Origin of the sequence: Saccharothrix obliqua (assembly GCF_019375475.1) — a bacterium.
In the GTDB taxonomy this organism is placed as follows: domain Bacteria; phylum Actinomycetota; class Actinomycetes; order Mycobacteriales; family Pseudonocardiaceae; genus Actinosynnema; species Actinosynnema obliqua.
This window is the reverse complement of the sequence record NZ_JAHXGQ010000012.1, coordinates 130,717-155,506: the sequence shown is the minus strand read 5'-3', so window position 1 is coordinate 155,506 and position 24,790 is coordinate 130,717. Positions and strand designations below refer to the sequence as shown.

Here is a 24,790-nt window from a genome sequence, read left to right as displayed (position 1 = left end):
CGGGGAACACTCCCCGGGCGATCTGCCGCGCGCGACCTGGCAAGCCGTTCCCCCACTCGACCGTCCGGGTGACCGCGGAATTTCACGCGAGGTGGCACAACAATTCACCGGATCGGCGTCGCTGAACACGGAGAGCGAACCCGCGTTACACCCGTGAAACGCGGTGACAAGCGATTCCACGGGTGACCGCGGGGTGACCGCCCGACCCGTAGTGTGACGACAATCACATAGACACCGAATGGGACTGGTACCACGACCGCCGGCCCGGTGTCCGGATCCGGGTCGATCGGATGCGGGTGCACCGGGCCGGCGTGGGGTGTGCGGTCAGCGGCCGTCCACCGTGAAGGCGAACAGCTTGTTGTTGGACCTGCCGCCGAAGAGCACCTGCGCGAGCGTGTAGCCGGAGCCCCACAGGACCACGCCGTCGGCGACGGCGGGTCCGCGCCCGACCGAGCCGCCGCTGGGGAAGGCCCAGAGGATTCGGCCCGTGCGGGCGTCCAGCGCGTACATGTTGTCCTTGTCGGGGTCGAGCGACCCGGTGAACACGATCCCGTTGTGCAGGGTCGGCTCGCCCATGACGAACGGCACCCGCGGACCGGGGTCGGCGGTCTGCCAGAGGATGCGGCCGGTCCGCTTGTCCAGCGCGCTCCACGACCCGCCGGTGGTGGTGACCCCGGACGGTTCCAGCACGTGGGGCTTGCGGTCGACGTTGCCGATCGGCACGTAGATCCGCCGGTCGTCGACGGCCGTGCCGTACATGATCCCGCCGAGGATCGAACCCGGTCCGACCAGCGTCTTCCACACCAGCGAGCCGTCAGCGGCGTTGAGCGCCCAGTAGACGCCGCTCTTCTGGCCGACCCCGACCACAGTCGTCGGCCTGCCGCCGACGTCGACCCGGAACAGGTCCGGCCCGGACCCGAAGTCGAAGTCCTCGCCGCCGGGGTCCGGGCACCACGGCACCGGCTTGCCGGGGCACGTCACGATCCACGCGTCGTAGCCCGACACCCGGTGGGTCCACTTGATCCGCCCGGTGCGCAGGTCGAGCGACAGGACCGTCTCCTGGAGGTCGCGCGGGTCGCTGCAATGGTCGAACGACTCCTTCTTCGCCAGCGCCTCCTTGACGCAGTCCTCCACCGCGTCGGGCACGGTGTAGTTGTTGCCGGTCGCGGTGTAGAGCGAGCCCGTCGCCGGGTCGACCACCGGCTTGGACCACACCGCGTTGCCGCTGTAGCCGCAGTCGTCCTCGCCGCACGCCGCGACCAGGTCCTCCGGCAGCGTGTACGTCTGCCAGTTCTTCCGGCCGGTCTTCAGGTCGACCGACACGACGCTGCCGCGGAACGTGCAGCACGCGTAGCCGGCGTTGGCGGCGTAGCCCTCCTCGATCGAGGACACCCCGGCGTAGACCGCGCCGCCGTGCACGACCGGGTCGGCGGTGATGACGGCGGCGCCGTGCGACTCCACCTGCGTGTTCCAGACGAGCCGGCCGGTCCAGCGGTTGACTGCGAACAGGTGCGCGCCCCGGTGCGGCTGCCACTTGCTGTGGTTGTCGCCCAGGACGAGCAGGTCGCCGGCGATGACCGGGTTGGTGCGCCCGATCGCGTTCGGCGATCCCGTGTAATCCGGGACGAAGCCCTTCCAGAGCTGCTTCCCGGTCGCCACCGCGACCGCGTACACGTAGCCGCCGTAGTCGGTGAAGTAGGCGATCCCGTCACGTACGGCGGGCGTCACCGCCACGTCTCCGGTGGCAGTGAAAACCCATTTCGGTTTGAGTCTCGAAACGCTGCCGGGGGTGATTCGTCCGCGATGTCCCGTCGTCGCGGCCACACTGCCGGCGGCCGGTTCGGCGGACACCGGCGCCGCCGCGGTCGCCGCTGTCACCGCTGCGGCGCAGACCGCGGCCAACAGCCGTTTGAATACCATGTCGTTCCCCGCCTCAGGCTCGGAAGGAATGGTCGGAGCGCCCGAAGATGAGCGGGAATGATCACCCGGCCAACTCGTATCGGGGCGCGCCGAGCCTAACTCGGGCGACCTGGTCGGCGGATACCCCTATTTTCGGGGTGTGATTGCGGGGTCCATTGGGGGTTGACGACGCGCCGGGTCTCCGCGACTACGCACCGGAGTCACGCCGACCCGCGGCGCGTTCGACCACCCGCTCCGCCCGCTTGACGAAGTCGGCGCTGTCGCGCAGCAACCGGATGCCCGCTTCGGCGGAGCTGCCCGGCTCCGCGTGGTACATCAGCACGCGCTGGTCGGAGCCGTCGGGCATGAGCAGCGTCTCGAACCGCAGCTCCAGCTCGCCCACCTCCGGGTGCTGGAAGCGCTTGCTGCCGGAGACGTGGCTGGCCACCGGGTGCTTGGACCACCAGGTCGCGAACTCCTGGCTCTTCACGCACAGCTCGCCGATCAGGTCGGCCAGCTCCCGGTCGTCCTTGTGCGCGCCGACGACCAGCCGCAGCGCCGCCACCGAGCACTTGGCCTCCTGCTCCCACCGGGCGTACAGCTCGCGCTGGTGCGGGTCGAGGAACAACATCCTGGTCAGGTTGGGCCGGTCGCTCGGCCGGTCCGGCGCGGCGAAGTCCAGGTGCCCGGCCAGCAGCAGGTGGCCCAGCCGGTTCCAGGCCAGCACCTCGTGCCGCACGCCGATGACCAGCGCGGGCACGTCGCCCAGCGCGGCCAGCAGCGCCTTGACGCCCTTGGACGCCATCGCCGGGCGCGCGGGCCGCCGCGGCTGCTCCGGCGCGGGACGGGCCAGGTTGTGCAGGTGCGCGCGCTCGTCGTCGGTGAGGTTCAGCGCGCGGGCCAGCCCCTCGATCACGGACTCCGACGCGCGGGTGCTCTGGCCCTGTTCGAGCCGGGTGTAGTAGGTGACGCTGACCCCGGCCAACTGGGCCAGTTCCTCGCGCCGCAAGCCCGACACCCGGCGCTGCCCGTACGAAGTGACCCCCACGTCCTCGGGCTTGATCCGACTGCGCCTGCTGCGCAGGAACTCGCCGAGTGGTGTGTTGTCCTCCATGGGCCCCATCCTCCCCTTGGTGGCTCTCCACTGGCTATCCCTGCCAGTGCTAGGCAGCCGGTGACTACCCTGACCCGGGTGCTGGCTGTCCGGGCGCGCCACCCCAAGAGTGATCACACCAGGGGTTCCGCGTCCGGAAGGAAGACCACAGCATGTCCAGCGTCGATCAGGCGATCGGCGGTGAGCAGTCGGCGACGCGGATGACGCGGCGGCAACGTCTCACGCTGATCCTGCTCCTCACCGCCAACTTCACCCTTGCCGTCGACTTCTCGGTGCTCAACGTCGCGCTGCCGACGATCGGGCAGCAGGTCGGGTTCGCCCTGGAGAACCTCCAGTGGATCGCCACCGGCTTCGCCCTGGCGGCGGCCGGGTTCACCCTGCTGTTCGGCCGCATCGCCGACCTGTTCGGGCGTCGTCGCCTCTTCCTCGCCGGGATGCTGCTGCTGGGCGTCTCCTCGCTGGTCGGCGGCGTGGCGACGTCCCCGACCATGCTGCTGATCGCCCGCGTGGCCCAGGGCCTGGCGACCGCGGCCGTGACGCCGGCGGCCCTCTCGCTGCTCACCACCTCGTTCCCGGAAGGCCCGCTGCGCGCGAAGGCGTTGGGGCTCAACGGTTCCCTGGCCGCCGCGGGGTTCACCACCGGCGCCATCCTCGGCGGCGTCCTGACCGACCTGCTCAGCTGGCGGTGGGCGTTCTTCATCAACGTGCCGGTCGCGGTGCTCGTGCTCGTGCTCGCACCCACGGTGCTGGCCAAGGACACCCGTGAGGAGCGGCGTTCGCTCGACGTGCCCGGCGCGGTCCTGGTCACCGGTGGCCTGCTGGCGATCATCTACGGCCTGACCGAGGCGGCCGTCAAGGGGTGGGGCGACTCGGGCGCCCTGCTCAGCCTCGTCGCGGGCGTCGTGCTGCTGGCGGTCTTCTGGGTGGTGGAGCGCAAGGTCGCCGAGCCGCTGGTGCCGGTGGCGATCCTGCGGCGCAACAACATCGGCTGGGGCAACGCGGCCGGCCTGCTCGCGTTCGTCACGCAGACCGGGTTGATCTTCCTGCTCACCCTGTACCTCCAGAAGGTGCTCGGCTACAACCCGCTCCAGGCCGGTCTGACGTTCGTCGTGCTCGGTGCCGGCGCGTTCATCGGCGGCGTGACGGCGGCGAAGATCCTCGGCAGGCTGGGGGTGAAGAAGCTCATCGTGGTGGGCTTCGTGGTCCAGGCCGCGGCCACCGGCGTGCTGGTCCTGCTGGGCACGGCGTCGTCGTGGGTCGTGCTGCTGATGGTCGCCACGCTGGTCGGCGGCTGGGCGAACCTGCTGCCCATCGTCGGGTTCATGGTCAGCGGCACCTCGGGGCTGCCCGACCGGGAGCAGGGCCTGGCGACCGGCCTGACCACGATGACCCAGCAGGTCGGCATCACCCTCGGGATCCCGATCCTCAGCGCCGTGTTCACCGCGACGGTGACGTCGCTCGGCGCCGAGACCCCGGACACCGTGTTGCGCGGCGTGAGCACAGCGATCGGCGTCGATGCCGTCCTGTGCGTGGTCGCGGCGCTCCTGATCGCGGTTTTCCTGCGCACCCCCACGCAGCGGACCGCCGAGTAGACGCGCCCCACGCACCACGGTGGAGCGGGGTGGGCGATCACGCCCACCCCGCTCTTGCGTCACCGGAACCGGTCAGTCGCCGGTAGCGGCAGTTGCCACTTCGTCGCGTGGGTGTTGCGGTCCTCGTCCGCGTAGGAGTGGCCGACCACCAGGTTGTGGTTGTTGATCCGGGAGGCGCCGGCCCAGTCCCGCCACACCGGGCTCAGGTCGACGCCCGCGGTGTCACCCGGGGCCCACGCGCGGGCCCGGTAGTACGGCCCGGACTTGGTGGGGCCGACGACGATGCCGGCGCGGTTGACCGACAGCGGGTGGGTGCGGGACGTCAGGCTGTCCCACCGGTGGCTGCCCGCCGCCCACCGCCCGCCTTCCGAGAACGAACCCGGCCAGAACTCGCCGATGACCGTGCCGTCCTCGCCGATGTCGTACGTGCGGGTGCCCCGGCCGGGCTCGGGCAGCGGGGTGCCCCGCCAGGAGAACGGGGTCCCGCCCGGGACGAGCACGAACGGGTGCGAGAGCCCGTCGGCGCCGTAGAACGTCGCCGCGATGTGGCCCGCGTTGTTGATGCCGGACGCGATGCCCCGGTCGCCCAGCGCGGAGGTGAGGAGCCGCGGCGTGCCGTCCGCGGCCCAGACCACCGGGCGGTCGCCCAGCGGACCGCCGGTCGAGCGCCCGACCACCTGACCGCTGTCGTTGATCGCCTCCGCCCACGTCTCGGTGTCGCCGGGCAGCGGCGCCAGCTCGGTGAACGGGCTCCACGTCACGGCGCGGTGCAGGTGCGGGACGTCGTCGCTGTACGAGCGGCCCAGCACGGTGCCCGACCGGGTGAGCGCGGTGACGACGCCCGACGTGTGGCCCGGCAACAGGGGTAGTTCGGTGACCCGCCCGGCACGGTCCCAGCGGACCGGCGTGGGGTAACCCTGATCGTCGTAGGAGACCCCGGCCACCACCTCGTCGTCGTTGATCTGGCTCGCGCGGCTCTGCGACTCGCCGGGCAGCAGGTCGAGGGCGACGGGCTTGCCGTCCGCGCCCCACTTCACGGCCCGGTGCTTCGGTGACCGGGGTTCGGTGTTGGAGAAGCCGACCACGACCCCGTTGTCGTTGACGGCGACGGCCTGGCTGGACGAGCCCCCGGGCAGCACGCCGAGGTCGACACCGGCGACCGAGCCGGCCGCGAGGGCACCGGTGGGCGCCGCCGTCAGGACAAGCACGACGGCGGCGAGAACGCTGAACTGTCGATGCATGGCACCCAACGCTAACCGCGGCACGCGAACCCCGACAGCAACCACATGCCGTCATGCGGTGGCGTCCGGACGGTCGCACCGCCGGGGCGAACGGGACCGGTGACGTGGAATCCGAGTGGGGCTGTCGCACCACCGGCCTCCTTCGAGGACTGTCCAAACAGGACTCACGACATACCGGGACGCCTGACGGGGCCGACTCACGTGGGACCGCGCGTCGACCGACCGGCACGAACCACCGGTCGACAGAGCGAGCGGCAGGGTGGCGAACCCGATCGGGCGGCAGAGCCCAGCTCCGAGCAACCAGTTCCCGCCCGGGGCGCAATGGGCGTGTTCGCGGCCAGTGGCGGGTTCACCTCGCCGGTGGACGATCCGGACGCGGTCACCTACCAACAGCACGAGATGGACGCGTTGGTGGCGCGGCCGGGACCTCGGGCTGCCCTGCGCGGTGCACGCCTTCAACGACGCGGCGGTGCGCGCCGGGGTGCGGTCCGTGGAACACGCCGTGTACCTCGTGCCGACCTTGCACGCCATGCATCCACTTCCTCGACCGGCTCCGCACATCCGCCCGGTGCCTGGCCGCCAGCCCCGTCACCCTGGCTTTCGGCACTAACGCCAGCGTGTTCCCGCACACCGACAACTGGCGGGAGTTCGTGGACATGGTCGCGGTGGGCATTCCCCCGCCGCGCGCGCTGCGGGCCTGCTGGGCCAGCCGGAACTGGGCGGCCCGACTGCGTCGCCGACGCCCTGATGAGGGCGCGCCGCTTCCTGGCGCAGGACGTGGCGCGGACGGTCGGCCTGTCGGCCGACGAGATGCGGGAGGCCCCGATCGCGCCCCCGGTGAAGCGGTTCGCCGAGTTCATCGCCCGGGTCGGGCTGAACGCGGGCGCCGGTGAGGCCGCGTTGCCGGCGCGCACCGACTTCCTCCTGTGGCGCAACACATGCGCGCCGCCGGCCGAGGCGCTGCGCAAGGTGTCCAGGGCGCCCGGCGAGGTGGTGGCCCACCTGGAGCAGTACGCCGAGGTGCCGCCCGAGGTCGAGGACGGCGCGGTGGACGTGATCGACTTCGGGCTGCGCACCGGCGGACACGAGCCGACGCCCCCGGCGGGACGACAACCGGTCGACCCGGACGCCTCCCCGGTCCCGCGCGACGAAAGCGCCCGGAACCCGCTCACGCGCGTGAGCGGGTCGGGCCGGTCGGCTCACCTCACGAGGCGGAAGGGGCCGCAGGCGGCGGGTGAGGTTGCTTCCAGGGGCAGGGAGGGGTCCAGGTCGCTGGGGGCGCTGCCGTCGTAGGTGCCGCTGTGGTTGGGGTCGATGCCGTGCACGACCAGCACCGCCTTGCCGTTGCGGATGTCGGTCGCGACGTCGGCGGTCACCGCGATGCTCCGGCGGTACTCGTAGGTCGAGCCGTCCGGTGTCGGGAAGCGGTCGACGGCCAGGCCGCTGGCCGGGCTGGTGTCCCCGCTCGTGGTCAGCGAAGTGCCGATGTGGCCGTAGAACGGGTGGCCCTCGGTGGTGTTGACGATGCCGTCACCGCTGGTGTCGGCGTCCTGCGAGGGACAACGGCCCTGTGCGCCGATGTGGATGTGCTGCGCGTGCGGTGCGCGGGCCAGCACACCGCGCACCCGGAAGCTGATCTCGACCTGGTTGCCGCGCAGGACCAGGGCGCCACGCCCGGAGGCACCGCTGTCGTTGAGCTGCCTGAGGTGCACGGTGGCGACCGTGGTAGCGCGGTCGCCCGCGGAAGCCACCGCGGGCGCGGTCAGCACCAGCCCCAGTGCCATCACCGGAACCGATGCGCGGGTCGCTTTGCTCGTGAAACCGGTCATCGTTCATTCCTCTCCTCACGGGGCAAGGCCGAGCTAGGGCATCAGGACCTTGTCGATGACGAAAACGGTGGCGTTGGCGGTCGGGATGTTGCCGCACAACACCTTGCTGCCGTTGACGGTGACGTTGTCGCCGGAGCCCGCGACCTTGAGGGTGCCGCCCTGGGCGGTGGGCAGGGTGGCGGTGGCCAGGATGTCGTCCCGGTCCATCCGCTGCGGCACGACGTGGTAGGTCAGGATGGTGGTGAGCTTGGGCTTGTCGGACAGCACGGCGTTGAGCGCGTCCTGGCCGAGGGCTTCGAAAGCGGGGTCGTAGGGCGCGAAGACGGTGTACTTGGCGTCGGTCTTGTTGAGCGTGTCCACCAGACCGGCGGCCTTCACGGCGGTGACGAGCTTGGTGAGCAACGGGTTGTTGCCGGCGGCGGTGGCGACCGGGTCGTCGACCATGCCGTCGAGGGAACCCTCGTTGCCGGATTCCTTGGGGAGACTGGCGCAACCGGCGCCGAAGACGTCGCCGGTCCTGGTGACGCCGTCGCTCATCGCCGCGCTGCTGGTGGTGGTGGTGGCCGCGGTGTTCGAAGCGGACTCGCTGCTGCCGCACGCTGCGACGGATACCAGGACCGAGGCCAGAACACCGATCGCCAAGCGGGTGCTGCGCATGGGGAGATCACTCCTATGAGGACTGTGGTCGAACGGTCACGGGTGATTCGGCACCGGTCGGCCACCGGATTGGTCGAAGACGCGGAATTCGTCAGGAACGCGCGGTGAACGCGATCGCGTGCCACCCGGCGGCGCCGTCCGGGATCGGCTCGGCCCGGTCCCCGGTCTGGGTGTAGCCGGTTCGGTCGGTGGCTCGGACTTCGAGGGTGTGCGCGCCCGCCGGGAGGTCGAGTTCCACGCGCCACATCCGCCACGTGTCGACGTTGACCTCCGTGCTGAGCGTCGTGGTCCGCCAAGCACCGCCGTCGATGCGGACTTCGACCTTGTCGACGCCTTTGTGCTGTGCCCACGCGACCCCGGCGGCGACGAACCTCCCCGCGGGCACCTGTTCGAAGGCTTTGGGCCGGTCGATGCGGGACATGGTCTTGATCGGCGCGCGTCGTGCCCAGTCGCGCTTGACCCAGTAGGCGTCGAAGTCGGCGAACGTGGTGAGTTCCGCGTCGACCAACCACTTGGTCGCCGAGACGAACCCGTACAGGCCCGGCACGACCATCCGCACCGGGAACCCGTGCTCGGCGGGAAGCGGTTCGCCGTTCATGCCGATGGCCAACAACGCGTCACCGCCGACGTCCTCGACCGGAGTGCCGCAGGTCCAGCCGTCCGCGCTGCGCGTCACGAGCTGGTCCGCGCCCGGTCGCACGCCGGCCTCGGTGAGGAGGTCACGCAGGGACACACCGATGAAGTTCGCGGTCGAGATGTAGCGTCCGCCGACCTCGTTGGACACGCAGCAGAGGCTGATCGTCCTCTCCACCAGCGGTCTGCTCAGCAGGTCCTCGTAGGTGAGCACGAGTTCGCGATCGACCATGCCGTGCACGCGCAGCCGCCAGTCCTCCGCACGCAGCCTGGGCACCGACAACGCGGTGTCCACCCGGTAGAAGTCGGCGTTGGAGGTGATGAAGGCGGGTGTTCCGGCTCCGGCGAAGTCCGCGCCCGCCGGGATCGGCGGCGCGGCCACGTCCGGGGTGAGCCGGATGGCGCGGCGGGACGCCTCCACGTCGACCCGGCCGCCGAGGAACCGGCCCGTCACACCGGCCACGCACGCCGTGGCGACGACGGCGGCCGAGGTGAACAGGAAGCGACGGCGGTCCAGGCCCGACCCATGCAGCTCACCGTCCACGTGCGACGGAAAAGCGCGGCGCGCGAATCCGTGCAGCCGGCGGAAGACCACCACACCCACGACCAGACTGGTCAGCGGTGCCGACACAGCGGCCGGTCCCAACGCGGGACGGGTGAGCACCGCCGCGACCCCGACCAGGCCGAGGGCGGTGGCCAGGAGCGTCCCGGGGAGCGGGCCGCGCCGGGACAGCACTCCGGCGAGTGCCGCCGCGGCGGCGATGACGACCGCCATCCCCGTCAGCAGCACGACTTTGTCGTTCGAGCCGAACGCGCGGATCGCGAAGTCCTTGACCGGGTGCGGTGTCAGGTCGATCGCGGCGTTGCCCACGGCCAGGAACGGCGAGGCCAACGGGTCGATCAGGGCCGCCACCAGGTGTCCCGCGGCCAACGCGGCGGCCACGGCGATCAGGCCCACCGCGGTGGCCGCCCACGTGCGCGTGGATGGGTTCATACGAGGTGTTCGCAGCCGACGCCCCCGTGGATTGCTCAGACCAGCGGAAGCACCACCACGGTCGGGGTCGTGGGTCGAGGTGATCCCCCTCGTGGTTCCACGGTCAGCCCCACGGCCTCCGTGCCGGTGAAACCGCTCGCCAGCAGGGGCGGCCCCTCGGACGACGCGAGCAGACCGGCCGACCGCGGCCCGTCGGCACCGATCAACCACATCTGGTACGTGCGGTCCTCCGGCAACCGCGCCAGCCCATCGGCGAGGAACACCACCTCTCCCTTCATCCGCGAGGCCACGACCGTCCCCGTGCCACCACCGGTGACCTCACCGCGGACGAGCTTGGCGTCCGGCGCGGCCAGCAGCCGGGCGACCTGGCCATTGCGGGAGTTGACCTGCTCCAGGGCTTGCAGGTCGCGCTCCAGCCGATCGTTGGTGTGCACGGCCTGGACGCCCAGCGTCACGGCGACCGCGATGCCCGCCGCGGCGACCGGGATCGCCACCCGCGGCCACCGGCCCCCGGAGTTCCGGCGGGGCGGTGGGTCGTCGGTCCGCGGCGGCGGTTGACGAGTGCGTGCCGCGGCGGCCAGCACCCGGTCACGCAGGTGGGCGGGCGGCTCGGCCGTCGTCCCGCCGGCCAGCAGCGCGGTCGTTTCCAGCAGTTCGGCGGTCTCCCGCGCGCAGCTCGGACAACCCGCGATGTGCTCCTCGAAGGCGCGGCGCTCGGTGTCGGAGACGGCGTCGAGCACGTAAGCGCCGATCAGCGTGTGCGCTTGGGCGTTGTCGGTCATCGGGCCACCCCCAGGCAGTCTCGGAGCCTGATCAAGCCGTCCCGCATCCTGGTCTTGACCGTGCCCAGCGGGACGCCGAGGACGGCGGCCGTCTCCGGGTAGCTGTAGCCGCGGAAGTAGCCCAGCAGGATGGACTCCCGCTGGAGGTCGGTCAACGTGGCCAGGCACCGCCGCACCTGCCGTTGCTCGATGCGCGCGGCCACCTGCTCGCTGACCGCGTCGAACGGCGTCTCGGCGTCCCGGCGGGCGGCGAGGTCTTCCCGGCGGGTCGCGGCCTGCGCGGAGCGGACCCGGTCCACGGCGCGGCGGTGCGCCATCGTCATCACCCACGCCACCGCGCTACCTCGCCCCGGGTCGTAGCGGGCGGCCGTGCGCCACACCTCGACCAGGACCTCCTGGGTGACCTCCTCCGACTGCGCGTGATCACGCACCACGTGACGCACCAGGCCGAACACCCTGGCCGCCACCACGTCGTACAGCCGGGCGAACGCTTTGTCGTCACCACGTGCCACGAGGACCAGCAACTGCTCCGCCGTGACGTCGCCCGCGTCGTCGTCGGGTACGGCTTGCAGCTTGCGCTCACGCCCTGCCATCGCGCCCCCTCTGATCGGGTCCCCCACGACGATCGCGCGTCATCGGCTCGTCCGCAGCCGGGGCGGCCGAACAGAGGACGTGGCGGCACGGAACATGAATCCTCCTCGATCAGTCGGGTCGTCACCTCCTGTTCGGTGCCGGGCGCGGGTCGGATTGGTCGACACGCACGGGTGCCCCCGCCGATTCGACGGGGGCACCACACTCGGGCGTCACGGCGTGGGAGCGGCCTTGCCGTAGCCGAGGTGCGAGACCAGGTTGCCGTTCGTGTCACGCAGCTTCGCGGTGTCGCCCTGGTCGTTCCAGATCGGGCGACCCTTCCCGTAGGAGAACCCGCCCCACTCCGGGTGGACCTGGTTGGTGTAGATGCGGATGCGCTGACCGGGCTGGAGGACCGTGCCGGGCGGGAAGGTGAAGTCCTGGCCCGCGTCGTCCGCGCCGAGCACCCAGTTCGAGATGTCGCCGGGCGCGCTGCCCCGGTTGACGATCTCGACGTACTCGTCGGCCTGGCTGCCCTTGACCTCGCCCTTGTGCCGGACCTGCGTGATCGCGATCTCGGGCCGGCCCGCCTTGGCGAAGATCGCCACCACGTCGGCGCTGTTCGCGCCGTTCTCCGGGCTGATGAACTTGCGGACGACCTGCCCGCCCTGCTTGAAGCCGCTGATGACGACCGCGTACTCCTCACCGTCGACGGTGACGGTCTGCGGCGAGACGAACGAGGGCAGGTCGACCTCGTCCTCCGGGTTGGGGCCGGTGTTGGGCGTTTCGTTGTGGTGGAAGCGGAAGCTGAAGTCGGCCTGGGTGCCGTCCTCGAACACGACCCGCGCGGTGAGGTCGACGTCGAACTGCGGCTGGGGCATCGCCTGGATCGGGAAGTTCTCGTGGGTGAACGTGCCGAGCGTGAACTCCGTCCCGTCCAACCGCACGTCCACCGCACCGCCGCGGAAGATGTAACCGCTCTTGCCGCCACCGGCCGGGACGCCCCAGGTGACGTGGTCCGTGCCCAGACCGGAGAGGTTCGGCGGGGTGACGCTGATGGTGGGCCAGGTACCGGAAGTCGTGGCTTGACTCATGGTTGATGATCTTCCGGCGGTGGGCGGGTGATCGTTAATACGCCGGCGAGGTGAACGCGTTCACCGCCGATCGCGGGAACCGCGGCCCGCGACCGGCACCACGCGTGCCGGGAGGTGGGCGACCGGGTGAGCACGGGTGCCCGACCGGCCCAGTTTCCGCAGGACTGCGGTCGCGGGCTACCGGGTGGTGTCGATGAAGACGGGTGTTTCCGAGACCGCGACCCGAAGAGTTCCGTCGAGGAGCCGTACGGGTGCGTCGACACCGAAGGCGTCCACCGCGTGCGCGTCGGGGTAGGGCCATTCCCGGGTGAGGGCGATGAGGTCTTCGCGGTGCGCGGTGCGGGGCCGCCGCCAGGCGATCAGCAGTGGTGTGCGGTTGGTCCGCCGGACCCGGGATCCGGTCGACCTGCTCGACCACGTCGAGGTGCCGCGTCATCAGGTCGAGCCACGTACTCCTCGGCCGTGCCCGCCCCCAACGCGCGGGCCTGCGGGACGAACCGCTCCGGCGGGCCGAACATGCCGTAGGTCGTGGCACGGACCACGCCGACACGGATGCCGGGCAACACGTCCTCCGCCATAGCGTTCTCCTCCCTATTAAAGGACTGAACGTCCCCTACGCTCGCGGCAACGGTAACGCCAAGAAGGCAAGTTAGGGGACTACTAGTCCTCTACCGGTGAGGAGCGCGCATGGCGGACGATCCCCGGAAGGGGCCGCGGCGACGGGGGCAGGTGCTGGAACAGGCGATCCTGCGTGCCGCGCTGGACGAGCTGGCGGAGGTCGGCTACCACGGCCTGACCATCGACCGGGTCGCCGCCCGCGCCCACACCAACAAGACCGCGGTCTACCGCCGCTGGCCCAGCCGCGCCGCGCTGGCCGTGGCCGCGTACCTGCACGTCGCGACGGACGAAGAGCTGCCCGACACCGGCGACCTCCGCACCGACGTCCTCGCCCTGCTGCGTGGCGCGGCCCAGCGGATCGGCTCACCGCAGGGCGGCATCCTGCACGTCCTCGCCGCCGAGATGGGCAACGAACCCGACCTCGTCCGCACGATCCGCGATCAGGTGATCGACACCGGCCTCACCCGGTGGCTGACCGTGCTCGGCCGCGCGGTCGCCCGCGGGCAGGCCCGCCCCGAAGCGCTGTCGCCCCGCATCGCCACCGTCGCGGTCGACCTGCTGCGGCACGAGTACCTGGTCCGCGGCGTCACCACCATCACCGACAACACCGTCATCGAGATCGTCGACGCGGTCTACCTCCCCCTCGTGCGGGCCTGACCCTCATCCGCTCGTCACCGGCGCCGTGGAGAGATGCCAGAACTCGGCGTAACGGCCGCCCTGCCGCAGCAGCTCGTCGTGACCGCCGTCCTCCACGATCCGGCCACCGTCCAGGAACACGACCCGGTCGGCACGTCGGACGGTCCGCAACCGGTGCGCCACCATCACCACCGTCCGCCCCGCCATCAGGCGCTCGACACCCTCGTGGACGGCTGCCTCGTTGATCGGGTCCAGCGCGGAGGTCACCTCGTCCAGCAACACGACAGGGGCGTTCTTCAGCAACGCCCGCGCGATCGAGACGCGTTGGCGCTCACCACCCGACAGCAGCGCGCCGCCCTCGCCGACCTCCGCCGCCCACCCGCCGGGCAGCCGCTCGACCACCTCGTCCAGCCGCGCCGCGCTCGCCGCCACCCGCACCTCGGCCTCGTCGGCGTCGGGACGGCCCAGGCGCACGTTCTCCTCGATCGTGCCGTCGAAGAGGTAGACGTCCTGGAAGACGATGGCGATCCGAGCCATCAACGCCTCCGGGTCGACCGCGCGCACGTCCGTGCCTCCCACGCGCACCACACCGGCGTCCACGTCGTAGAACCGCGCGATCAGCTGCAACAGCGTGCTCTTCCCGGCACCGGACGGTCCGACGACGGCGAGCCGCTGTCCGGCCGGGACGGACAACGACAGGTCATCGACCACCGCGCGGTCGCCGTGCCGGAACGTGACCGACTCGAACGCGAGGTCGTGCCCCGCCGGTTCGACAGGTTCGCGGGGTCGCGGCAGCGGCTCGGTGCGCAACACCGCGTCCAGCCTCGCCAACACGGAACGAGCGCCACGCAGCTTGCCGCCGATGTCCGACAACGACAGCAGCGGATCCGCGCAGCGGGTGGCCAGCACCAGGGCCGTCAGCAGCTCCGCCACGCCAATGCTCCCGCTCAGCGCCAGGGAAACACCCAGGGCCGACAACGCGGTGAACACCGCCTGCACCACGAGCGTCACACCCACCACCGCGGGCAACGTCGACAGCGTGCCGCGGCGGGACACGCGCTGCACCTCCCGCAACGAGTCGTCCAGCAACCGGAAGCGTTCCTCGGTCCGGCCACCCGCCCGCAGCACCGGCTGGGCCTGGAGGTACTCGACGACCCGCTCCGTGGCCTCGCGGTCGCGTTCGTGGCGCTGCGCGTCGGTGGCGGCCATCCGGCGTCCCGTCCAGACCTGGATCACCGCCACCACCGGCACGGCGACCAGGGCGGCAAGCCCCAACTGCCAGGAGACGACGAGCAGCACGGCGACGATCGTCAACGGGGTCACCGACGCGAAGATGAACGGTGCCAGCAGGTGCGCGATCACGCTCATCGCTTGCAGGACACCACGACTGGCCAGCACGGAGACCTCGCCCACCCGACCCGCGTCGTACCAGCCGAGGGGCAGCCGGGCCAGGTGGTCGCCCAGCCGGTGGTACATGCCGCGCAACATCGTGGTGCCGACCCGGAAACCGGACAGGTCGCTGCGGTAACGCAGCACCGCGTACACCGCGACCGCGGCGCCGAACGCGCCCAGCCAGGGCCAGGCGTCCGCGGGTGCGCTGCCGAGCAACGCCCGCAGCACGGGAACCAGCAACGCGTAGGACAATCCTTCGGCCACCGCGGTCGCCGTCATCAACGCCACGGTGCGGCGCACCGGCCGTGCGTACCGGTGCCCCAGTACGCGCAGCAGCATTCGAATCATCGGGCCGCGTCTCCTCGCCGTTCGATCTCCTCGGCCACCGCCGATCGGTGGGACTCCCAGAACGCCGCGAACTTCCCGTCGTGTGCCAACAACTCGGCCGGGCTGCCGCGCTCGACCACCGACCCCTCCTCCAGCACCACGACGGTGTCGGCGTCGCTGATCGTCTCCAGGCGGTGGGCGATCACCAGGACCGTCCGGTCGCCCTTCACCGCCGCCAGCGCGCGGCGCACCGCCTGCTCGGTCCGCGGGTCCGCGAACGCGGTCGCCTCGTCCAGCACCAGGACGGGCGTGTCGGCCAGCAATGCCCGGGCGAGCGAGATCCGTTGTGCCTCACCACCCGACAGCCGCGCCTGCTCGCCGAGGACCGTGTCGTACCCGTGCGGCAGGGCGAGGACGCGATCGTGGATGTCGGCCAGCCGGGCGGCACGCACCACGTCCGCGAAGTCGGCCTCCGGCACGGCCAGCGCGATGTTCTCCGCGACCGTGGCACGCAACAGGGACGTGCTCTGGAAGACGAAGGACACCGTCCGGTAGAGGTCACGGCTGTCCAGCTCACGCAGGTCGACACCGCCGATCGTGACCGAACCGCCGGTCGGGTCGAAGAAGCGCGGCAGCAGTTGGACCAATGTGGACTTCCCGCTGCCCGACGGCCCGACGACCGCGGTGACCGTCCCCGGCTCCAGCACCAGGTCGATCCCGCGCAGCACCTCGTGATCGGCCTCGTAGCCGAAGCGGACGTCACGCAGTTCCACGCGGTGCCCCTGTGGCGTGACCGGGTTCGCGGGTCGCGGGAGTGGCCGCACGTCCAGGACTTCCCGAATCCGGCCGACCGCGCGCCGGGCGGCCCGCATGTCGTCGAAGCCGTGACCGAGCGCCGCCACCGGCGCGGTCAGACCCAGGCCGAGCAGCAGGAAGGGCAGCAGGTCGGCCGGTGCCAGGCCGCCACCTCCGATCAGGAGCGCACCGCCGCTCAACACCACCAGGAGCACGAACGGCGGCGACAGGGCCAACTGCATCGCGGCGGCGGGCCCCGACATGCCGCGTGCCCACCGGTTGAACGTCCCGACGAAGTCATCCGCGGCCACGCGGAACTCGCGGTGGGCGCGCCCGGTGCCGCCGAACGCCTTCACCACCGCGATGCCCTGGACGAACTCGACGACGGAACTCGCGATCCGGCCCATCCCCGCGTCGAACTCGCGCTGCTCGCGCAGCCGGGCCGGGGTCATCATCAGCGGGACCAGCGCCACGGCCAGCACGACCGGGATCAACGTGATCAGCGTGAGCCGCCAGTCGATGCCGAACAGGTAGACCAGCGACACCAGCGGCACCGCGAACGCGGCCACCAGCTCGCCGGGCGCGTGGGCGATGAACGGGTGCACGGCGCTGATGTCCTCCCCCACCACCTTCGCCAGCTCACCGGTCCGGCGTCGGGAGAACCAGCCGATCGGCACGCGCCCCAGCCGCGCGGCCAGCCGGCGTCGGAACGACAGCTGCACCCGGTCGTCCAGGACGTGCCCGATCCCGGAGGACGCGGCGGTGAGCACCAGCCGGGCGAACAGGCCCGCCGCGCCCGCGATCACCACGAGCCGGACGTGGTCGTGGTCGACCGGTCCGGCCGACAACAGCACACGCCCCAGTTCGACCACCGCCAACAACGGCGCCAGACCCGCCACCGCACCGACCAACTGCAAGAGCACGACAACGGCGAAGGTCCACCAGTAAGGGCGCGTCGGCGATTTCCCTTCCGCCACAGCGGGTTCAACGCCGGTCATCGCTTGCCGCCCTCGGTGCTCCCGGTCTCTCCGTCACGCACAGGTGGCTCCGGAGGAAGCCGATGATCTCCGCCCGCGCCGCCTTGGCCCGCGGCACCACGCCCGGCATGCTGAGGAACGCGTGCGTGGCCCCGGGGTGTTCGGCGAGCTGGGCGGGCGTGCCGGACGCACGTAGCCGTTCGGCGTAACGGCGGGCGTGGTCGGCGACGGGGTCGATGGTCGGCACCACCAGGAGCGCCGGGGGCAGCCCGCTCAGGTCGTCGGCCTGCAACGGTGACAGGGCACGGGCATCCGTCCCCGGCGGAGCGGACAGCCGCTGGAACAACCGCATCTGCGCCAGGTTCAACGTCGGGCTGTCCGCGTGCCGGACCATCGAGGCGTGGTCGTACCCCGCGTCGGTCACGTCGAGAGCGGGGTTGACCAACACCTGCGCCCGCAGGCGCGGGCCGGACTCCCTGGCCCGGAACGTGTTCAGCGCGGTGATCGCGCCACCGGTGCTCTCACCGAAGACCGCGACCCGCGCCGGGTCGACGCCCCATTCCGCGGCGTGCCGGACCAGGTGCCGCAGCACGTCCCAGCCGTCGTCGACGGCCGCGAGCAGCGGGCTGCCCGGCCGGAGCAGGCGGTGCTCGACCGAGACGACGACCGCCGGGAGCCGTGCGGCGAGGTGGCTGTTCACCCAGTCGCTCTGCACCGCCGTGCCGACGAACCCGCCGCCGTGCACGTGCAGCACGAGTGGCAGGTCCACGACGCCGGATTTGGGCCGGTGCACCCGGACCGGGAGCACGCGGTCGGGCAGCGTCACGTCCTGCCACCGGATCGTCGCGCCGCGATCGGGGAACCCGGTGATCAGCCGGGCCAGTGGGGCCTGTCGCTTGCGGTTCACCGCCTTGCTCAGGGTCGCCAGCTCCTCGGCCGTCATCGTCGACCAGTCCGGTTCCTTCCCGATGGCGTGCAGCAGCCGGATGCCCAACGGCGGTCGGTCGGTGCCGTCGCTCACGTCTCCTCCTCGATCATGCCAATTACGCTACCACCGGTAGCGATACCGACGGTAGCGTAATTGGCTATGCTGAGGGGCATGACCCCCGCGAAGCAGCCCGGCCGCCCGCGTGCAGGCATCGACGCCGCGGTCTTCGCCGCGACCTTGAGCACGGTCCACGAACTGGGCTACGCGGGCGCGACGATGGACCGCATCGCGGCGGCGGCGGGCGTGGCGAAGACGACGCTCTACCGCCGCTGGCCGTCGAAGGGGGCGTTGATCACCGACTGCCTCCTCGACGCGTTGGGCCCCGCGCCGCTGGAGGGGGTCGGTCGGGAGGAGGTCATGGCCACGGCCATCCGCTGGGTCGCGGCGGAGATCGGCAAACCCGGCGTCGGGGCGGCGTTCGCGGGGGTGTTCGTCGACGCCGTCAACGATCCGGCCCTGCGCGCGATCCTGTCCACGCGGTTGCAGGACCCGTACCGGATCGCGCTCCAGGACGCCCTCGGCGAGCCGGAGAACCGGGTCCTGCTCTTCATCGACATCGTCGTCGGCACCCTGCTCCACCGGCTGGGCATGACCGGCGAGCCGATGGTCGACGCCGACGTCACCGCGCTGGTCGAGATGGTCCGGCACCACTTCGGCTGACCGCGGGGTCAGCCACCGAGCATGTGGGCGCCCTTCATCGACTCGCTGGTGGCGGTGAAGACGCCACGCACGTTGGCGGTGAACTCGGCCTTGTCGACGTGGCCGTCGCTGTTGGCGTCCATCGCGGCGAACGCCGTCGCGGCGACCAGTTCCGCGTCGGCGACCTCCGCGGCCCGGTACAACGCCGCCAACGCGGCCTGGTCGACGTGACCGTCACCGTCCCGGTCGATCAACTCGAAGCACCGGTCCGACACGGCGGCCCACAGGTCGGCCACCGCGTCGAGCGACAGCTCCCCGGACAGGTGGGCGTGTTCGAACTCCTGCTTCGTCACCGCCCCGTCGCTGTCGGCGTCCGCCACGTCCCGGACGTAGTCCCACACCTCCCGGTACGCCGCCAGCAGGTTCGCGGGCTCGGCCGCGTCCGCGGGGACCGCGAACTCCCGGCTGACCGCTTCCGTGATGGTCTTGAAGTCGGCCCATTCCACCCGGCCGTCGCCATTCAGGTCGAGAACCGCGAAAACGCGCTCTATGTTCGCGGTCAACAACTGCTCGGACATGTGAATTTCCTCGCCTTCGGCATCGACCCTGAAGTAGGCCGAACAGTAGCGAAGGCGTGGTGAGCGGACATCGGGAAAACGGGTTCGCCGCTTCACTCGAAGCGGTGACGAGAAAACCCACCGTCAGTAGTGCTCCAGGGCCATAGGCGAGTGGCACTCCGGCAATTCCCGAGCCGGTCGTCGCCTTTCGCCGTGATGTCGTGCGGTTCTTCGCGGATCACCGCGTCGGGCGCGAAGACGTGGCGGGTGGGGGTCGGGGGCGTGGGCTCCTTCGTCCGTCACCACAGCAGTTGCACCGCGGTCAGCGCCAACAGCAGCGCGGGGCCACGCAGGACCTGTGCGATCAGCCCGATCGGCATCATCCCCATGGGCGTGTCCACCGCGGCCGACGTGTACTCCACGGGCGGCCGGTTCGCGATCCGGTAGGTGACCGCGACGGCACCGAGGATCGAAACGGCCACCGGGAAGACCGACGGGTCCGGCAGCGCGGGCGCGGTGGCGGCCACCCAGAGCAGCGCGCCGGATGACGGCAGGACGAGGTGGACCAGGCGCAGTTGCCGGTCCCGGCCGCCGATCGCGCGCCGCAGCGCGGGCGATCGGCAGACCGCACGCAGACCCGTGGCCAGCCGGTCGGTCGCGAGGAACGCGCAAACCAGGTGCACCGCCGCGATCAGGTGCGCGGGCAACGTCGCCGCCGTGAGGTACGGCAGCGGCACCAGCCCGGCGTACAGCAGCAGGCCCAGCGGGTTGCGCCGGTGGCGGACGAGTTCCGCGCGCAGCAGCCCCCCGTCCGACCACCGCGCAGTCGTGCCGGGCGCACCCGGCCGACGGCACGCGCGCGGCGCACGGCCAACGTCGAGGACAGCAACGCCGGGTCCAGCCAGTTGACGGCGGTGACGGTGGCGTCGGCGAACTCCGTCCCGGCGGCGAGCGACGCGCGGCTCAACCGGCCGAGAGCGGTGTACGCCCACCAGCCCGCGAGCGCCGCGGCGACGAGCGCGATCAGCGAGGTCGTCAGCGGTTCGGGCGCGAAGGGGAACGCGGGGACCGCCGGGCCGGCCAACGCCAGCACGCCGAACCCCACCGCGCACAGAACAGCGAACCCGTCGAGCACCCGCCGGACGAGCCGCGCCCCGGCCGGGTTCGACTGGACACCGACCGCCAACGCCGCGAGCACCACCCCGACCGGCACCGCCGGGCCGAGCGGGGTCAGGACGTCCGACGGCCTGACCGCCACCACCGCGAGCACGGCCACGGCCAGGGCGGCAACACCCCCGACACCCAGGACGGCGAGGAACCGCGCGGTCAGCAGTTCCCTTCGGGACACCGGTGTGCTCAACAACCACGTCTGCCAGGTCGCCCCGACCAGCACCGGGCCGACCGCCAACGCCAGCCTGCCCAGCAGGGCCAGCAGCAGGGACACAGCCAGCGCGACGAACCACCGCAGCAACTCGACCCGCTCCGCGGGGATCGCGTAGTCGGGCGACACGGCCGTCTCCAAGCCCGAATTGGCCGCGGAGATCACGATGCCGCCGATCACGGCCACGTTGAACGACCTGCCGTAGGCGTCGGCCAGCCGTGCGGTCAGGGAACGCGGCTTGGCCCGGTGCGCACGCAACCGGTCCCGCACCGCGCCCGCCGGAGGGACGACGCCACCGAAGCGGTCCGCACGTTGGTGTGTCATGCGCCGACGTGGACGCGCATGTCGACCACCGCGTCGAGAAGGTCGTCATCGTGCGACGCGATCAGGACCGCGGTCCCGGCGGCCTTCTCCCCACGCAACCGCTCGGCCAGCCACACCCGGCCGGCCGCGTCGAGCCGTTGCTCCGGCTCGTCGAGCACCAGCAGCCGGCGCGGGCGGACGAAGCACGCGGCCAGCGCCAACCTCCGGCGTTGACCGCTGGACAGCGTGCTCGGCAACTGGTCGGCCGCCGCTGCCAGGCCCAGTTCCGCGAGCACCCCGTCGACCACGTCATCGGGATCGGTCGCGCCGTGCGCCCACGCGTAGAGGCGAAGGTGGTCGACCACCGAGAGGTCGGTGAAGAAATCGACGTCGTCCAGCACACCGGCGAGCGCCGCCCGGACCTCGGACGCGGTCTCGTCCAAGACCACGCCGTCCAGCAGCACGGTGCCGGAATCCGCTGACTCGGTGCCGACCACGCAGCGGAGCAGGGTGGACTTCCCGGAACCGTTCGGACCGACCACGCCGGCCGCCGCACCCGCCGGCAGCGAGAAACCGACATCGTCCAGCACGAGGAAGTCACCGTACGCCTTCGTCAGCCCTCGAACGGCGAGCAGTTCACCGGTGGCGGAGTGGCCAACATCGCCGGGCATCGCGCTCCTGACGTCGTGTCTGCGACGCGTGGCGGTGAATACGTCCGCCACGGCCTTTTCCACACCCATTGTCCAGCGTTCGCCGATGCCACCCACGTCGCCTGGCCGCACCCCGCACGTCCGGTCGGTACATCATGGAACCCGGGAAGGCGGCCGTTCGTGCGATCCGGCGCTTGGACCTGCGCGCTATCCCTGCTGCTCAACGGGAAATCGGTGATGGAGGGGCAACGGCATGGCGGTGGAGTTGGGGCTGCTGGGCGAGGTGACCGCCCACGTCGACGGGCGGGCGGTGGACCTCGGTCCGGCCAGGCAGCGGTGCGTGCTGGCGGCGCTGGCGGTCGACATCGGACGCGCCGTGCCGGCGGAGCTGCTGGTGGAACGGGTGTGGGGACCGGATTCGCCGCGGCGGGAGCGGACGACGTTGCACAGCTACCTGTCCCGGCTCCGCCGCGCCCTGGCGGGTGCGGGCGACATCGTGCTCCGCTCGGGCGGCTACGCGCTGGTGGTGGACCAGGCCGACCCGGTCGTGGACCTGCACCGGTTCCGGGAGCTGAGCGGTCGTGGTGACGACGTGGCGGTGCTGACCGAGGCGTTGGCGTTGTGGCGCGGCGAGGCGTTGACCGGCCTGACCGGACCGTGGGCGGAAGCCGAACGCGAGCGGCTGCACCAGGAGCGGCTGTCCGCGCAGCACGCCCTGACCGACGCCCTGCTCCGCGCCGGCCAGGGCGGTGAACTGGTGGCGGAACTGGCCGCGCGAGTCGCCGAGCACCCGTGGGACGAGCGGGTCATCGGCCAGTACCTGCTGGCCCTGTACCGCGGCGGTCGGCAGGCCGACGCCCTGGAGCACTACCGACGCGTCCGCGAGCGGTTCGTCGACGAACTGGGCACCGACCCCGGCCCCGCCCTCCAGGACCTGCACCGACGGATCCTGGCCGCCGACCCGACCCTGTCCGCCGACCCGGGCCGGATCACCGCGAAAGCGGGTGTCCCCCGCCAACTGCCGGCAGCGCCCAGGCTGTTCACCGGGCGCGTGGTCGAGTTGGACGCCCTCGACCGCACCCTGACCCGCGCCGCGGGACGGGACCGGGCGGTGGTGATCTCGGCGATCGGCGGGGCGGGCGGCATCGGCAAGACCTGGCTCGCCCTGGCCTGGGGGCACCGCCACCTCGACCGGTTCCCGGACGGGCAGCTGTTCGTGGACCTGCGTGGTTTCAGCCCCGCGGGTGAGCCGATGTCGCCGGACGAGGCGGTGCGTGGTTTCCTCGACGCGCTCGGCGCGGACCCCGACCAGCTGCCCGCCGACCCGGACGCGCGGGCCGCGCGTTACCGGAGCCTGGTCGCCGACCGGCGGATGCTGGTCGTGCTGGACAACGCCGCCAACGCGGAACAGGTCGGTCCCCTGCTGCCCGGCACGGACTCCTGCACCGTCCTGGTCACCAGCCGCCACCGGCTGCCCGGCCTGATCGCGCGGCACGGCGCCCGCCCGCTGCCGCTGGACGTCCTGTCCGACACCGAATCCCGGAACCTGCTCACGGCGTGGCTGGGTGCGGCACGGGTGACGGCAGAGGAGCAGGCGGTGACCGACCTGATCGGCCTGTGCGGCGGTTTCCCGCTGGCGCTGGGCGTCATCGCCGCCCGCGCCGCGACCGACCACCACCTGCCGCTGGCCGACACCGTCGCCGAACTGCGCGAGTACGGCCTGGACGCGCTCGACGACACCGACCCCACCGCCAGCCTGCCCGCCGTGCTCTCGTGGTCCCTGCGCCGCCTCACCGACGCCCAGCGCACCGCGTTCGCCCTGCTCGGGATCGCACCCGGCCCCGACATCGCCCTGCCCGCCGCGGCCGACCTCCTCGGCCTGCCGGAACGGGAGGCACGCGCCGCGTTGCACGCCCTGGTCGACGCCTCCCTGCTCGACCGCACCGCCGGCGGCCGGTACGCCCTGCACGACCTGGTTCGGGCCTACGCCACCACCACGGCACGCGACCTGCCCGAACCCGTGCGGCGAGCCGCACTGGACCGGGTGGTGGACTTCTACCTGCACACCGCCCACGCCGCCGACCAGTTGCTGACCCCCTCGGACGGGTCGATCCGCCCGGACCCGCCCGTGCCCGGCACGCACCCGCAGCCGCTGTCCGACGTACCCGCCGCGCTGGCCTGGCTGGACGCCGAGCAGTCGAACCTGCCGGCCGCCCAGCACAGCGCCGCGGAGCAGGGCAGGCACCACGTCGTCTGGCACCTCGCCTGGGCACTGACCGACTTCCACTGGCGGTTGGGGCGGTTCCACAGCGACGTGGTCATGTGGCAGGCGGCGTTGAACGCCGCCGAGCACCTGCCCGACCCCGCGCCACGCATCCGGGCGCACCGCTACCTCGGCCGCGCCCAAGCCGGCCTGGACCAGTACGAGGACGCCACCGACCACCTCGGCCGGGCCCTCGCCCTGGCCGAACAACACGACGACGTCCTGAACCAGGTCTCCACCCACCTGGAACTCGCCCGCGTCATGGAACACCGCGGTGACGACCACCAGGCCCTCGACCACTGCCGACGCGCGTTGGAACTCCAGGAAACCCTCGGCAACCCCCACTGGAAGGCCGACATGCTGAACGCGGTGGGCTGGTCCGCCGCCCGGGTCGGCCAGTACGACACCGCGCGCGACCACTGCCGCGCCGCCCTCGTGCTGCACCGCCAACACGGCAACACCCAGGGCCAGGCCACCACCCTGGACAGCCTCGGCTACATCGACCACCACACCGGCCGCCACCGGCAGGCCGTCGACCACTACCACGAAGCCCTGGCCAACTACCGGGCCATCGGTTCCGACAACCAGATCTCCGACACCCTCGACCGCCTCGGCCACCCCCACCTCGCGCTCGGGCAACGGGAGCAAGCCGTCGAGGTGTGGCGGGAAGCCCTGGAGCTGTACCGGCGCCAGGGCCGCGGCACCGACGCCGACCGCGTCCAACAGCAACTCGATGCCGTCACCGCCCCGACCACCTGAGCCGTTCCCGGTGCGGACCACCGGACACTGTGGACGGAGTCGTCAGCCGCTCGTCGTCCCGAGCGCCTGCCGGCTCAAGGACCAAGCGAGGGCAGCGGTG

At 71.8% G+C, this 24,790-nt stretch carries 22 protein-coding genes and 1 pseudogene; 7 read left to right on the top strand and 16 right to left on the bottom strand.

Translation table 11 applies throughout. From position 1 onward, the window contains the following. Positions 1-324: 324 nt before the first annotated feature. A complete protein-coding gene (locus KZQ38_RS30575) occupies positions 325-1,824 on the bottom strand; it encodes an outer membrane protein assembly factor BamB family protein (protein WP_372452306.1) in 1,500 nt (499 codons plus the stop codon). On the opposite strand from KZQ38_RS30575, the gene KZQ38_RS37330 reads away from it, so the two are divergent. Continuing rightward, complete coding sequence (locus KZQ38_RS37330; RefSeq protein WP_219446971.1) at positions 1,742-1,981, top strand: hypothetical protein; 240 nt, start codon at positions 1,742-1,744, stop codon at positions 1,979-1,981. The genes KZQ38_RS30575 and KZQ38_RS37330 overlap by 83 nt on opposite strands. A gap of 126 nt (positions 1,982-2,107) precedes the next feature. On the opposite strand, the gene KZQ38_RS30565 is transcribed toward KZQ38_RS37330, so the two are convergent. Further along, positions 2,108-3,013: a helix-turn-helix transcriptional regulator gene (locus KZQ38_RS30565; protein ID WP_219446969.1), complete on the bottom strand. Its 906-nt coding sequence runs from the start codon at positions 3,011-3,013 to the stop codon at positions 2,108-2,110. A gap of 152 nt (positions 3,014-3,165) precedes the next feature. On the opposite strand from KZQ38_RS30565, the gene KZQ38_RS30560 reads away from it, so the two are divergent. Beyond that, positions 3,166-4,605 (top strand): MFS transporter, encoded by a 1,440-nt coding sequence (locus tag KZQ38_RS30560; protein ID WP_257902578.1) that lies wholly within the window; start codon positions 3,166-3,168, stop codon positions 4,603-4,605. 59 nt (positions 4,606-4,664) lie between these two features. Here the strand turns inward: KZQ38_RS30560 and KZQ38_RS30555 are convergent, their stop codons facing one another. Beyond that, entirely contained in the window at positions 4,665-5,846 is a 1,182-nt protein-coding gene (locus KZQ38_RS30555; protein ID WP_219446967.1) for a hypothetical protein, read from the bottom strand. Between the two features lie 747 nt (positions 5,847-6,593). On the opposite strand from KZQ38_RS30555, the gene KZQ38_RS30550 reads away from it, so the two are divergent. Continuing rightward, complete coding sequence (locus KZQ38_RS30550) at positions 6,594-7,139, top strand: hypothetical protein (RefSeq protein WP_219446965.1); 546 nt, start codon at positions 6,594-6,596, stop codon at positions 7,137-7,139. On the opposite strand, the gene KZQ38_RS30545 is transcribed toward KZQ38_RS30550, so the two are convergent. Next, positions 7,046-7,630, bottom strand: coding sequence for a hypothetical protein (locus KZQ38_RS30545; RefSeq protein ID WP_219446963.1), 585 nt, complete (start codon positions 7,628-7,630; stop codon positions 7,046-7,048). The two genes, KZQ38_RS30550 and KZQ38_RS30545, sit on opposite strands and share 94 nt — an antisense overlap. Positions 7,631-7,708: 78 nt before the next feature. Continuing rightward, entirely contained in the window at positions 7,709-8,212 is a 504-nt protein-coding gene (locus tag KZQ38_RS30540) for a fasciclin domain-containing protein (RefSeq protein ID WP_308258676.1), read from the bottom strand. On the opposite strand from KZQ38_RS30540, the gene KZQ38_RS37325 reads away from it, so the two are divergent. After that, positions 8,196-8,351 (top strand): hypothetical protein, encoded by a 156-nt coding sequence (locus KZQ38_RS37325; protein WP_308258675.1) that lies wholly within the window; start codon positions 8,196-8,198, stop codon positions 8,349-8,351. The genes KZQ38_RS30540 and KZQ38_RS37325 overlap by 17 nt on opposite strands. Before the next feature lie 72 nt (positions 8,352-8,423). Here the strand turns inward: KZQ38_RS37325 and KZQ38_RS30535 are convergent, their stop codons facing one another. From KZQ38_RS30535 to KZQ38_RS30515, 5 genes are all read right to left on the bottom strand, one after another. Next, on the bottom strand, positions 8,424-9,959 hold the full coding sequence (locus tag KZQ38_RS30535; RefSeq protein WP_219446958.1) for a molybdopterin-dependent oxidoreductase: 1,536 nt from the start codon (positions 9,957-9,959) through the stop codon (positions 8,424-8,426). A 35-nt stretch (positions 9,960-9,994) separates the two neighbouring features. Continuing rightward, positions 9,995-10,741 (bottom strand): anti-sigma factor, encoded by a 747-nt coding sequence (locus tag KZQ38_RS30530; RefSeq protein ID WP_219446956.1) that lies wholly within the window; start codon positions 10,739-10,741, stop codon positions 9,995-9,997. Next, complete coding sequence (gene sigK / locus KZQ38_RS30525) at positions 10,738-11,334, bottom strand: ECF RNA polymerase sigma factor SigK (protein WP_219446953.1); 597 nt, start codon at positions 11,332-11,334, stop codon at positions 10,738-10,740. The genes KZQ38_RS30530 and sigK overlap by 4 nt, the downstream gene beginning before the upstream one ends. 210 nt (positions 11,335-11,544) lie before the next feature. Next, the gene (locus tag KZQ38_RS30520; RefSeq protein ID WP_219446951.1) at positions 11,545-12,405 is read right to left on the bottom strand and encodes a lamin tail domain-containing protein; all 861 of its coding nucleotides are present in this window, start codon (positions 12,403-12,405) and stop codon (positions 11,545-11,547) included. Between the two features lie 359 nt (positions 12,406-12,764). Next, entirely contained in the window at positions 12,765-12,983 is a 219-nt protein-coding gene (locus KZQ38_RS30515) for a hypothetical protein (protein ID WP_219446949.1), read from the bottom strand. A 109-nt stretch (positions 12,984-13,092) separates the two neighbouring features. On the opposite strand from KZQ38_RS30515, the gene KZQ38_RS30510 reads away from it, so the two are divergent. Continuing rightward, entirely contained in the window at positions 13,093-13,680 is a 588-nt protein-coding gene (locus KZQ38_RS30510; protein WP_219446948.1) for a TetR/AcrR family transcriptional regulator, read from the top strand. A gap of 3 nt (positions 13,681-13,683) precedes the next feature. On the opposite strand, the gene KZQ38_RS30505 is transcribed toward KZQ38_RS30510, so the two are convergent. From KZQ38_RS30505 to KZQ38_RS30495, 3 genes are all read right to left on the bottom strand, one after another. Beyond that, positions 13,684-15,399 carry an ABC transporter ATP-binding protein gene (locus KZQ38_RS30505; RefSeq protein ID WP_219446947.1) on the bottom strand — a complete coding sequence of 572 codons (1,716 nt, stop codon included), beginning with the start codon at positions 15,397-15,399 and terminating at the stop codon, positions 13,684-13,686. Next, on the bottom strand, positions 15,396-17,096 hold the full coding sequence (locus KZQ38_RS30500; protein WP_308258674.1) for an ABC transporter ATP-binding protein: 1,701 nt from the start codon (positions 17,094-17,096) through the stop codon (positions 15,396-15,398). The genes KZQ38_RS30505 and KZQ38_RS30500 overlap by 4 nt, the downstream gene beginning before the upstream one ends. Positions 17,097-17,157: 61 nt before the next feature. Then, entirely contained in the window at positions 17,158-18,171 is a 1,014-nt protein-coding gene (locus KZQ38_RS30495) for an alpha/beta hydrolase (protein ID WP_308258673.1), read from the bottom strand. 78 nt (positions 18,172-18,249) lie between these two features. On the opposite strand from KZQ38_RS30495, the gene KZQ38_RS30490 reads away from it, so the two are divergent. Beyond that, complete coding sequence (locus KZQ38_RS30490) at positions 18,250-18,798, top strand: TetR/AcrR family transcriptional regulator (protein ID WP_219446945.1); 549 nt, start codon at positions 18,250-18,252, stop codon at positions 18,796-18,798. 8 nt (positions 18,799-18,806) lie between these two features. On the opposite strand, the gene KZQ38_RS30485 is transcribed toward KZQ38_RS30490, so the two are convergent. The 3 genes and pseudogenes from KZQ38_RS30485 to KZQ38_RS30470 form a co-directional block, all read right to left on the bottom strand. After that, on the bottom strand, positions 18,807-19,355 hold the full coding sequence (locus KZQ38_RS30485; RefSeq protein WP_219446944.1) for an EF-hand domain-containing protein: 549 nt from the start codon (positions 19,353-19,355) through the stop codon (positions 18,807-18,809). 278 nt (positions 19,356-19,633) lie between these two features. Beyond that, positions 19,634-21,039: pseudogene (locus tag KZQ38_RS30475) on the bottom strand (DUF6297 family protein). Next, a complete protein-coding gene (locus KZQ38_RS30470) occupies positions 21,036-21,689 on the bottom strand; it encodes an ABC transporter ATP-binding protein (protein WP_219446942.1) in 654 nt (217 codons plus the stop codon). Before KZQ38_RS30470 ends, KZQ38_RS30475 begins: the two are co-directional and overlap by 4 nt. A 232-nt stretch (positions 21,690-21,921) precedes the next feature. On the opposite strand from KZQ38_RS30470, the gene KZQ38_RS30465 reads away from it, so the two are divergent. Continuing rightward, a complete protein-coding gene (locus tag KZQ38_RS30465) occupies positions 21,922-24,690 on the top strand; it encodes an AfsR/SARP family transcriptional regulator (RefSeq protein WP_219446940.1) in 2,769 nt (922 codons plus the stop codon). Positions 24,691-24,790 lie beyond the last annotated feature (100 nt).